At 75.4% G+C, this 12,331-nt stretch carries 3 protein-coding genes (1 of these 3 running past the window's edge); 2 read left to right on the top strand and 1 reads right to left on the bottom strand.

What is annotated here, in order from left to right; genetic code table 11:
* Window positions 1–3 precede the first annotated feature (3 nt).
* Window positions 4–1,044, bottom strand: coding sequence for an iron-siderophore ABC transporter substrate-binding protein (locus DDJ31_RS05235; RefSeq protein ID WP_127181460.1), 1,041 nt, complete (start codon window positions 1,042–1,044; stop codon window positions 4–6).
* Between the two features lie 317 nt (window positions 1,045–1,361).
* Between DDJ31_RS05235 and DDJ31_RS05230 the strand changes: the two genes are divergently transcribed.
* Both DDJ31_RS05230 and DDJ31_RS05225 read left to right on the top strand, forming a co-directional pair.
* Window positions 1,362–2,396, top strand: a complete 1,035-nt coding sequence (locus tag DDJ31_RS05230) for a GDP-mannose 4,6-dehydratase (RefSeq protein WP_127181461.1) — start codon at window positions 1,362–1,364, stop codon at window positions 2,394–2,396.
* Window positions 2,397–2,839: 443 nt separating this feature from the next.
* A protein-coding gene (locus tag DDJ31_RS05225; protein WP_171480772.1) for a type I polyketide synthase crosses the window boundary here: on the top strand, window positions 2,840–12,331 show its 5' portion. It continues 19,068 nt past the right edge of the window; the window shows 9,492 of its 28,560 coding nt (coding positions 1–9,492); its start codon is at window positions 2,840–2,842; its stop codon lies beyond the right edge, outside the window.

Here is a 12,331-nt window from a genome sequence, read left to right as displayed (position 1 = left end):
CCGCTACTTGCCGGCCTTCTCGACGGCCGCGTCGATGAGCGGCAGGTACCGCTCGATGGTCCACGGCACGGTCAGCGGGTTGAGCATCGAGGACGCCGTCACGAACGAGTTGTCCTCGCCGTGGACGAGGGCGCCCTTCTTGACCGCGGGCATCGCCGCGTACAGCGGCTGGGCCTCTATCTCGCGCCGGTTGGCGTCGTCCGAGTAGAACGTGAACAGCAGGTCGCTGCCGGCGAGCTTGTCGGCGTTCTCCAGGCCGATGAGGGAGGAGTCGGTGCCCTCCGTCTCCTTGAACGTCTTCCACACCGGGTCGACCTTCAGGCCGAGCGAGGAGACCATCTCGACGCGCTGCTCGCTGCCGTTGAAGACGCCGAGGGTGCCGGGGCCCGTGTTGTAGATGTAGGAGAACGTGACGTCCTTGTACCCGGGGCGGGTGACGGCGGCGTCGGCGAGCTGCTTCTTGATGGTCCTGACGAGGTCGTCGCCCTTCGAGGGCGAGCCGAGGGCCGTCGCGATGATGCCGATCTGCTCGTCCCAGTCGGTGCTCCACGCCTTGTCGGGGTAGGCGACGGTCGGGGCGATGTCCTTGAGGACGTCGTACTGCTTCTGCGTGATGCCGGACCAGGGCGCCAGGATCAGGTCGGGGGCCAGCTCGGTGATGGCCTCGATGTCGAGTTCCTCGCCGCCGGTGAACTGGGTGGGGAGCGGGTCGCCCGCCTTCTTCACGGCCTCGTGCACCCAGGGCAGGTAGCCGGTCTTGTCGCTGCCCCAGGCGTACTCCTCGACGCCGACGGGTGTGGTGCCCAGGGCGATGGCGGTCTCGGCGGAGCCCTGGCCGAGGGTGACGATCCGCTGCGGCGCGCTCGTGACGGTGGCGCTGCCCAGGGCGCTCTTGACGGTCACCGGGAAGGCGCCGCCCGCGGCGCTCTTCTCCGGGGCGGCGGCGTCGTTGTCGGAGGCACCGCACGCGGTGAGGACCAGCAGCGACGCGGCGGCCACGGCGGCCGGCAGACGACGGGACCAGCGGCTCGGCTGTACAGACATACCTGTTCCCTACGGATCGCGGGCGTGACGAAGCCGTCGCCCGGCGCGACTTGATCAACGCATTACTTAGGTAAGCCTAACTTAAAAAAATCTTCGCGGGGCCGCCGAAGACTCGCAAATTCCTTAGCTTCGCCCGTGCTTGCATGACTGCGACGAGGACGGCTCGTGAGCGCAGCCACGCGTCTCGTGCTCCGGCGGTGGACGACGCTCTGGCCGCGGCCTGAGCGTGACAGCACGCACCGAGTGCCGATCGGTCCGCCCCGCGGGTGCGGGCTCCCGCCCGACCGGTCCTCACCGTGGCGGTGGAAAGAGGGAAGATGTCCAAGCGTGCACTAATCACCGGAATCACCGGCCAGGACGGCTCGTACCTGGCCGAACACCTCCTCGGCCTGGGCTACCAGGTCTGGGGCCTGTGCCGGGGCCAGGCCAACCCCCGCAAGGACCGGATCGCCAAACTGATCCCCGAACTGTCCTTCGTGGACGGCGACTTGATGGACCAGGGCAGCCTGGTCTCGGCCGTCGACCTGGTCCAGCCCGACGAGGTCTACAACCTCGGCGCCATCTCGTTCGTGCCGATGTCCTGGCAGCAGCCCGAACTGGTCACCGAGGTCAACGGCACCGGCGTGCTCCGCATGCTGGAGGCCGTGCGCATCGTCTCCGGCCTCAGCAAGACCACCGGCTCCACCGGCGGCGGCCAGATACGCGTCTACCAGGCCTCCTCCTCCGAGATGTTCGGGATGGTCGCCGAGACCCCGCAGCGCGAGACCACGTTCCTGCACCCGCGCAGCCCCTACGGCGTGGCCAAGACCTTCGGCCACTACATCACCCGCAACTACCGTGAGTCCTACGGGATGTACGGCGTCTCCGGCATCCTCTTCAACCACGAGTCACCGCGCCGCGGCGCCGAGTTCGTGACCCGCAAGATCTCCCTCGCGGTCGCGCAGATCAAGCTCGGCATGATGGACAAGCTCAGCCTCGGCAACCTCGACGCCGAACGCGACTGGGGCTTCGCCGGCGACTACGTGCGCGCCATGCACCTGATGCTCCAGCAGGAGCAGCCCGGCGACTACGTGGTGGGCACCGGCGCCATGCACAGCGTCAGGGACGCGGCCCGCATCGCGTTCGAGCACGTCGGCCTCGACTGGGAGGAACACGTCGTCGTCGACCCCAACCTGGTCCGCCCCGCCGAGGTCGAGACGCTGTGCGCCGACGCCTCCGCGGCCCGCCGCGAACTCGGCTGGGAACCCGAGGTCGACTTCGAGCAACTCATGCGCATGATGGTCGAGTCGGACCTGCGCCAGGCCTCCCGCGAACGCGACTACAGCCGCCTGCTGTCCACCGTCGCCTGGTAGCGGCCACCCGCCCACGGCACCCGCCGCCGCACCCCGAAGGCCCGCACCCCACCCGGTCGCGGGCCTTCCCCGTGCCCCGCCCGCCCGGCGCCGACCGCCGTCACACACTAGGGATTTCCAAAGAAGGACCGTCGCAGACTGAGCCCATGATCTGCGGAACCGTGTGCACGGCACGCGCCCACGGCGGGTGCCCCGACGGAGCGGACCCGGCGACGCCGGCCCGCCCCCGTGCCGAGCGACGCCCCCGGGTGCCCCGCCCGCGGCACGGCGCCCCGCCCGCGTGAGACACCGCACCCGGCGGACCGCCCAGGACCCGCCCCCAGCCGCTCGCTCTCTCCCGGACACCCCGGCACCCCCGGCCGCACGAGGCCGCCTCCGACACCAGGTGTCCACGCCGGACCACCAGCCGTCCGCCGGTCTTCTTCCAGATGGGTTGCGTTGATATGGACAAGGAACAGAAGCTCCGGGACTACCTGAAGCGGGCGAGCGCCGATCTGAAGCGCTCCCGGCAGCGGGTGAGCGAGCTGGAGGCGGCGGCCACCGAGCCCATCGCGATCGTCGGCATGAGCTGCCGCTACCCCGGCGGCGTCAGCAGCCCCGAGGAGCTGTGGGCGATGCTCGTCGACGGCCGCGACGGCATCACCGCGATGCCCGACGACCGCGGCTGGGAGGCGGCCGTCGGCGAGGCGAGCGCCGACTTCGCCGGTGGCTTCCTGCACGACGCGCCCGCCTTCGACCCGGACTTCTTCGGCATCTCGCCCCGCGAGGCGCTGTCCATGGACCCGCAGCAGCGGCTGCTCCTGGAGACCGGCTGGGAGGCCTTCGAACGCGCCGGCATCGACCCGGCCGGCATCCGCGGCTCCCGCACCGGCATGTTCGTCGGCGCCATGCCCCAGGACTACCGGGTCGGACCCGAGGACGACGTCCAGGGCTTCCAGCTCACCGGCAACGCCACCAGCATCCTCTCCGGCCGGCTCTCCTACTTCTTCGGCGCCGTCGGACCCGCCGTCACCGTCGACACCGCCTGCTCCTCCTCCCTGGTCGCCCTCCACCTGGCCGCCCAGTCGCTGCGCGCGGGGGAGTGCTCCCTCGCGCTCGCCGCCGGTGTCACCGTGATGGCCAGCCCCACCACCTTCGTCGAGTTCGCCCGCCAGGGCGGTCTCGCGGGCGACGGCCGCTGCAAGTCCTTCGCCGACGCCGCCGACGGCACCGGCTGGTCCGAGGGCGTCGGCGTCCTCGTCCTCGAACGCCTCTCCGAGGCCCGCCGCAACGGCCACCACGTCCTCGCCGTGGTGCGCGGCTCCGCCGTCAACCAGGACGGCGCCTCCAACGGCCTCACCGCCCCCAACGGCCCCTCCCAGCAGCGCGTCATCGAGTCCGCCCTCGTCAACGCCCGTCTCACCGGCGCCGACGTGGACGCCGTCGAGGCGCACGGCACCGGCACCGTCCTCGGCGACCCCGTCGAGGCGCAGGCCCTCCTCGCCACCTACGGCCAGGGCCGCGACCCCGAACGGCCGCTGCTGCTCGGCTCCGTGAAGTCCAACATCAGCCACACCCAGGCCGCCGCGGGCGTCGCCGGCATCATCAAGATGGTCATGGCCATGCGCCACGACCTGCTGCCCCGCACCCTCCACGTCGACCGGCCCTCCACCCACGTCGACTGGACCGAGGGCGCCGTCCGCCTCCTCACCGACGCCGCCCCCTGGCCCCGCCGCGAAGGCGCCCCGCGCCGCGCGGGCGTCTCCTCCTTCGGCCTCTCCGGCACCAACGCCCACACCATCATCGAAGAGGCACCGGCCGAGGCCCCCGCCACCGAGCCCGCCGACGCCCCGCCCGCCGTCGAGCCCGGAGCCCTGCCCTGGCTGCTGTCCGGACGGACCCCCGACGCCCTGCGCGCCCAGGCCGCCCGCCTCCTCGACCACCTCACCGGCCGCCCCGAACTGCCCGCCCTGGACGTCTCGCACGCCCTCGCCACCACCCGCTCCGCCCTGGAGCACCGGGCCGCCCTCACCACCGCCGACCGGGACACCGCCGTCGCCGCCCTCACCGCGCTCGCCGGGGACACCGACGCCGCGGACATCCCCGGGCTCACCGTCCACCAGCTGCGCGGCCGCACCAAGCTCGCCGTCCTCTTCTCCGGCCAGGGCTCCCAGCGCCCCGGCATGGGCCGCGAGCTGTACGCCCGCTTCCCCGTCTTCGCCGCCGCCCTCGACGAGATCCTCGGCCACCTCGACGCCGGACTCGACCGGCCGCTCAGGGACCTGATGTTCGCCGAACCCGACAGCGCCGAGGCCGCCCTCCTCGATCGCACCGGGTACGCGCAGCCCGCCCTCTTCGCCCTCGAAGTCGCCCTCTACCGGCTCGTCGAGTCCTGGGGCGTCACCCCCGACCACGTCACCGGCCACTCCGTCGGCGAGATCGCCGCCGCCCACGTCGCCGGCGTGTTCTCCCTCGCCGACGCCTGCGCCCTGGTCGTCGCGCGCGGCTCCCTCATGCAGGCACTGCCCGAGGGCGGCGCCATGGTCTCCCTCGAAGCCACCGAGGACGAGGTGGCGCCGCTGCTCGCCGCCCACCAGGGCCAGGTCTCCGTGGCCGCCGTCAACGGCCCGTCCGCCGTCGTCGTCGCCGGCGCCGAGACCGCCGTCGAGGACATCGCCGCGCACCTCGCCGCCCTGGGCCGCCGCACCCGCCGCCTCAAGGTCTCGCACGCCTTCCACTCGCCGCTCATGGAACCGATGCTCGCGGAGTTCCGCGCCGTCGTCGCCCGACTCGCCCCGCAGGCGCCCACCCTCCCCGTCGTCTCCAACCTGACCGGCGCGCCCGCCACCGTCGAACAGCTCACCTCCGCCGACTACTGGACCGACCACGTCCGCAGGCCGGTCCGCTTCGCCGACGGCATCTCCTACCTCGCCGGGCACGGCACCGGCGTCTTCCTCGAACTCGGCCCCGACGCCACCCTCGCCGCCCTCACCCGCACCGTCCTCGACGCGGGCTCACACCAGGGCGCCGCCGTCCTGCCCGCGCTGCGCAAGGACCGCCCCGAGGCCGCCACCCTCACCGAGACCGCCACGGGACTGCACCTGCGCGGCACCGCCGTGCGCTGGCAGCGCTGGTTCGACGGCACCGGCGCCCACCGCGCCGACCTGCCCACCTACGCCTTCCAGCACCGCCGCTTCTGGCCCAAGGCCGTCACCGGACTCACCGGCGACATGCGCTCCGCCGGACTCGGCGCCGCCCACCACCCGCTGCTCGCCGCCGCCGTCACCCTCGCCAACTCCGACGGCACCCTCCTCACCGGCCGCCTCTCCGTCCGCACCCACCCGTGGCTCGCCGACCACGCCGTGCGCGGCACCGTCCTGCTGGCCGGCACCGCCTTCCTCGAACTCGCCGTACGCGCGGGCGACGAGGTCGGCTGCGACCGCGTCGAGGACCTCACCCTCGCCGCGCCCCTCGCCCTGCCCGAGGACGGCGGCGTCCAGGTCCAGGTCTGGATCGGCAGCCCCGACGAGACCGGCCGCCGCGCCCTCAGCCTCTACTCCCGCCCCGACGGCGACGACGACACCCCCTGGACCCAGCACGCCGAGGGCACCCTCGCCACCGGCGCCCGCGGGCGGCCGGACGACACCGACGCGTTCGCCGTCGTCTGGCCGCCCGCGGGCGCCGAGCCCGTCGACCTCGACGGCTTCTACGACGGCCTCGCCGACGCCGGGTTCGCCTACGGCCCCGCCTTCCGCGGCCTGCGCGCCGTCTGGCGGCGCGGCGAGGACACCTTCGCCGAGATCGCCCTCGACGCCGGACCCGCGGCCGACGCCGCCCAGTTCGGCCTGCACCCCGCGCTGCTCGACGCCGCCCTGCACGCCACCGCCCTCGCCCCGCTCGGCGAGGACGCCCGCGGCGGACTGCCCTTCGCCTGGCAGGACGTCACCCTGCACGCGGGCGGCGCCGCCGAGGCCCGCGTCCGCATCACCCCGGCCGGCGACGACGCCGTCACGCTGGCCGTCGCCGACACCACCGGCGCGCCCGTCGCCTCCATCGGCTCCCTCGTGCTGCGCTCCGCGCCCGACGCCCGCGCCGCCGCCACCGCCCTGGAGCGCGACGCCCTCTTCGCCCTCGACTGGACCCGCGTCCCCGGCACCGCCGACACCGCCGACACCACCGCGCCCACCGCCGTCGGCCTCCTCGGCGACGACCCCTACGGACTCGGCGCCGCCCTCACCGCCGCCGGTGTGACCGTCGGGGGCGACGCGCCCGACGTGGTCCTCGCACCGGTCACCGGCGGCGAGGACGACGTGCCCGCCGCCGTCCACACCCTCACCGCGCGCGTCCTCGGCCTGCTCCAGGAGTGGCTGGCCGGCGACCGGCCGGCCGCGACCCGGCTGGTCGTCGTCACCCGCGGCGCCGTCGCCGCCGACGGCAGCGCCCTCACCGACCCGGCCGCCGCCGCCGTCTGGGGCCTGGTCCGCGCCGCGCAGGCCGAACACCCGCACCGCTTCGGCCTGGTGGACCTCGACCCGGCCGACCCCGACCCCGTGGGACTCCTGGCCGCCCTCGCCGCCGAGGAACCGCAGACCGCCGTCCGCGCCGGCACCGTCCTCGCCGCCCGCCTCACCCGGGTCCGCCCCGACGGCGACCGCGCCGCCACCGCCTGGGACCCCGAAGGCACCGTCGTGATCACCGGCGGCACCGGCGGCCTCGGCGCCGTCCTCGCCCGCCACCTCGTCACCGAACACGGCGTCCGCCACCTGCTGCTGGCCGGACGGCGCGGACCCGACGCCCCCGGCGCCACCGAACTCGCCGCCGCACTGCGCGAGTCGGGCGCCGACGTCACCGTCACCGCCTGCGACGTCGCCGAACCCGACGCCGTGGCACGGCTGTTCGCCGCCGTCCCCGCCGAGCACCCGGTCACCGCCGTCGTGCACACCGCGGGCACCCTCGACGACGGACTCGTGGAGTCCCTCACCCCCGAACGCCTCACCACCGTCCTGCGGCCCAAGGCCGACGCCGTCTGGCACCTGCACCAGGCCACCCGCGGCCTCGACCTCGCCGCGTTCGTCGTCTTCTCCTCCCTCGCCGGCACCACCGGCGCCCCGGGACAGGCCAACTACGCGGCGGGCAACGCCTTCCTGGACGCCGTCGCCCGACTGCGCCGCGACGCGGGACTGCCAGGACTCTCCCTCGGCTGGGGCCCCTGGGCCCCCACCGGCGGCATGACCGGCGACCTGTCCGCGCGCGACCTGGAGCGCATGGAACGCTCCGGCACGCCCCCGCTCACCACCGCCCAGGGCCTCGCCCTCTTCGACGCCGCCCTCGGCCTGCCCCGCGCCGCCGTGCTGCCCGTCCGCCTCGACCTCGCCGCGCTGCGCGGCCGGGGCGAGGTGCCGCCGCTGCTGCGCGGCCTGGTCCGCGGCCGCGCCCGCCGCACCGTGCGCACCGGCTCCGAAGCCGCCCTCGGCCTCGCCCAGCGGCTCGCCAGGCTCGACGAGGAGGCCCGCGCCGACGCCGTCGTCGAGCTGGTGCGCGCCCAGACCGCGGGCGTCCTCGGCCACGCCTCCGCCACCGACATCGACCCCGAACGGCCCTTCCAGGACCTCGGGTTCGACTCCCTCACCGCCGTCGAACTGCGCAACCGCCTCGCCGCCGCCACCGGCCTGCGCACCTCCGCGACCGTCATCTTCGACTACCCGACCGTCGCCGCCCTCGCCGCCCACCTCCTGGAGGAGCTGAGCGACACCCCCGAGCCGGCCGCGCCCGCCGCCGCCCCGCAGTCCCGCGCCACCGCCGACGACCCGATCGTCATCGTCGGCATGAGCTGCCGCTACCCCGGCGGCGTCAGCTCACCCGACGACCTGTGGCGGCTGGTCACCGAGGGCACCGACGCCATCGGCGGACTCCCCGTCAACCGCGGCTGGGACCTCGACGGCCTCTACCACCCCGACCCCGACCACCCCGGCACCTCCTACACCCGCTACGGCGGATTCCTGCACGACGCGGGCGAGTTCGACGCCCAGTTCTTCGGGATGAGTCCCCGCGAGGCCCTCGCCACCGACTCCCAGCAGCGGCTGCTCCTCGAAGCGTCCTGGACCGCCGTCGAACACGCCGGGATCGACCCGGTCGCGCTGCGCGGCAGCCAGACGGGCGTCTTCGCCGGCGTCATGTACAGCGACTACTCGGCGACCCTCGCCGACGAACGCTTCGAGGGCCACCAGGGCAGCGGCACCGCCCCCAGCATCGCCTCCGGACGCGTCTCCTACGCCCTCGGCCTCGAAGGCCCCGCCGTCACCGTCGACACCGCCTGCTCCTCCTCCCTCGTCGCCATGCACTGGGCGATGCAGGCCCTGCGCGCGGGGGAGTGCTCCCTCGCGCTGGCCGGCGGCGTCACCGTGATGTCCACCCCGACCTCGCTGATCGAGTTCTCCCGCCAGCGCGGCCTGTCGCCCGACGGCCGCTGCAAGGCCTTCTCCGACGACGCCGACGGCGTCGGCTGGTCCGAGGGCGTCGGCATGCTCGTCCTGGAACGCCTCTCCGACGCCCGCCGCAACGGCCACCGCGTCCTCGCCGTGGTGCGCGGCTCCGCCGTCAACCAGGACGGCGCCTCCAACGGCCTCACCGCCCCCAACGGCCCGTCCCAACAGCGCGTCATCCGGCAGGCGTTGGCGAGCGCCGGGCTCACCACCTCCGACGTCGACGCCGTCGAGGCGCACGGCACCGGAACCCCCCTCGGCGACCCCATCGAGGCGCAGGCCCTGCTCGCCACCTACGGCCAGGACCGCCCCGCCGAACGGCCCCTGCTGCTCGGCTCGGTGAAGTCCAACCTCGGCCACACCCAGGCCGCCGCCGGTGTCGCAGGCGTCATCAAGATGGTCATGGCGATGCGCCACGGGCAGCTCCCGCGCACCCTGCACGCCGACCAGCCCTCCCGGCACGTCGACTGGGAGAGCGGCGACGTCACCCTGCTGCGCGACCACACCGCCTGGCCCGAGACCGGCCGCCCGCGCCGCGCCGCCGTCTCCTCCTTCGGCATCAGCGGCACCAACGCCCACCTCGTCCTCGAACAGGGCGAACCCGCCCGCCCCGCGGCCCCCCGGCCCGCCACCCCCACCGCGCTGCCCTGGACCCTCTCCGGCCGCACCCGCCCCGCGCTGCGCGCCCAGGCCGCCCGCCTCCTCGGCCACCTCGACACCCACCCGGGCGCCGCCGCCGACCTCACCCTCTCACTGGCCACCACCCGGCCCGCCTTCGAACAGCGCGCCGTCGTCGTCGGCACCCCCGACGACGCCCGCCGCGCCCTCGCCGCGCTCGCCGCCGACCGGCCCGACCCGGCCCTCGTCCTCGGCGAGACCGGCGGCGCGGGCCGCACCGCGTTCCTCTTCACCGGCCAGGGCAGCCAGCGCCCCGGCACCGGACGCGCCCTCTACGAACGCCACCCGGTCTTCGCCGAGGCCCTCGACGAGGTGATCGCCCGCCTCGACCCGCTGCTCGTCGACGCCCCCGCCGGCACCCCGCACGGCTCCCTCAAGGACGTCCTGTTCGCCGCCGAAGGCACCCCGGGCGCCACCGCCCTCTATGAGACCGGCTGGACCCAGCCCGCCCTGTTCGCCCTGGAGACCGCCGCCTACCGGCTGGTCCGCTCCTGGGGCGTACGGCCCGGCGTCCTCCTCGGCCACTCCGTCGGCTCCGTCGCCGCCGCGCACGCCGCCGGCATCCTCTCCCTCGACGACGCCTGCGCCCTCGTCGCCGCCCGCGCCCGCCTGATGCAGGCCCTGCCCGAGGGCGGCGTCATGTGGTCGCTCCAGGCCACCGAGGACGAGGTGACACCACTGCTCGCCGGGCAGGAGGACCACGTCGGCCTCGCCGCCGTCAACGGACCCGACGCCGTCGTCGTCTCCGGCGACCAGGAGGCCGCCGACCGGATCGCCGCCCACTTCGCCGACCTCGGCCGCACCACCCGCAGGCTCCGCGTCAGCCACGCCTTCCACTCGCCCCGCATGGACGCCATGCTGGACGCCTTCCGCGAGGTCGCCGAGAGCCTCACCTACCACGAGCCGACCGTGCCCGTCGTCTCCGACCTCACCGGCCGCCTCGCCGAGGGCGACGACCTGCGCACCGCCGACCACTGGGTACGGCACGTCCGCTCCACCGTCAGGTTCGCCGACGCGGTCCGCGCCGCCCACGCCGCAGGCGCCGCCACCTACCTCGAACTCGGCCCCGGCGGCTCCCTGTGCGCCGCCGCCCAGGACACCCTCGGCGACGACACCGGCGCCGACGCCGTCCCGCTGCTGCGCACCGACCGCCCCGAGGACGAGGCCGCCCTCACCGCCCTGGCCCGCCTGCACGTGCGCGGCGTCCGCGTCGACTGGACGGCCGTCCACCACGGCACCGGCGCCACCACCGTCGAACTGCCCACCTACGCCTTCCAGCACCAGACGTACTGGCCCGACACCACCGCGCCCACCGCCCGCCGCGCCGGCGGCCCCGCCGACCCGGCCGACGCCGCCCTGTGGAGCGCCGTCGAGTCGGGCGACGCCGCCTCCCTCGCCGGGCTGCTCGGCCTGCGCGACGAGGAACACGCCTCCCTGTACGCGCTGCTGCCCTCCCTCTCCTCGTGGCGGCGCGCCCGCCACGAGCGGGCCGTCCTCGACGCCGCCCGCTACCGCGTCGGCTGGCAGCCCGCCGCCGCCGAGGGCGCCCCCGTCCTCGACGGCACCTGGCTCGCCGTCACCACCGACGGCGCCGGCAGCGACGTCCTCGACGCGCTGCGCGGCCACGGAGCCGTCGTCGAACGCCTCGACCTCGACGCCACCCACCGCGACCGCGACCACCTCGCCGAGGCCCTGCGCGCCGCCGCCCCCGACGGCGTCAGCGGCGTGATCTCGCTGCTGCCGCTCGCCGACCCGGCCCGCCCCGACACCACGCTGCCCGCCGGATTCGCCCTCGGCGTCGTCCTCGCCCAGGCCCTCGCCGACAACGGCTCCACCGCCCCGCTGTGGACCGTCACCCGCGGCGCCGTCTCCACCGGCGCGGACGACCCCCTCACCCACCCCGCCCGCGCCGCCGCCTGGGGCCTCGGCCGGGTCACCGCCCTGGAACGCCCCGCCCAGTTCAGCGGCCTCGTCGACCTGCCCGAGCAGCTCGACGCGCCCACCGTGCAGCGGCTGGTCAGCGTCCTCGCCACCCGCGACGGCGAGGACCAGCTCGCCGTCCGGGCCGGCGGCACCCTCGCCCGCCGTATCGTCCGCCACCCCGGCGACGACCTGCCCCGCGAGGACGCCTTCACCGCCTCGGGCACCGTCCTGATCACCGGCGGCACCGGCGGCCTCGGCGCCCGGACCGCCCGCTGGCTGGCCCGCGCCGGCGCCGCCCACCTGATCCTCACCAGCCGCCGCGGCCCCGACGCCCCCGGCGCCGCCGAACTCCGCGCCGAACTGGAGGAGTCGGGCGCCCGCGTCACCGTCGTCGCCTGCGACAGCGCCGACCGCGACGCCCTCGCCGCGGTCCTCGCCGCCGTCCCCGACGACGCGCCGCTCACCGGCGTCGTGCACGCGGCGGGCGTCGGCCAGGCCGCGCCGCTCACCGCGACCCCCCTCGACGACGTCGCCGCCGCGATGGCCGCCAAGACCCTCGGCGCCGCCCACCTCGACGCCCTCCTCGACGGCCACGACCTCGACTTCTTCGTCCTCGTCTCGTCCGTCGCCGGAGTGTGGGGCAGCGCCGGCCAGAGCGCCTACGCCGCCGCCAACGCCTACCTCGACGCCCTCGCCGAACACCGCCACGCGCGCGGCCTCCCCGCCACCTCCGTCGCCTGGGGACCCTGGGCCGAGATCGGCATGGCCAGCGCCCACCAGGCGGTCTCCGACGGCTTCGAACGCACCGGACTGCGGCTGCTCGACCCCGACACCGCCATGGCCGAACTGCGCCGCGCCGTCGTGCGCGGCGAG

It is taken from the genome of Streptomyces griseoviridis (genome assembly GCF_005222485.1).
GTDB classification, from domain to species: domain Bacteria; phylum Actinomycetota; class Actinomycetes; order Streptomycetales; family Streptomycetaceae; genus Streptomyces; species Streptomyces hintoniae.
This window is presented reverse-complemented; position numbering and strand designations above follow the sequence as displayed.

Bases quoted from the DNA above. Each gene is read 5' to 3' on its own strand.
- DDJ31_RS05235 (WP_127181460.1), bottom strand. From the start codon at position 1,044: ATGTCTGTACAGCCGAGCCGCTGGTCCCGTCGTCTGCCGGCCGCCGTG.
- DDJ31_RS05230 (WP_127181461.1), top strand. From the start codon at position 1,362: ATGTCCAAGCGTGCACTAATCACCGGAATCACCGGCCAGGACGGCTCG.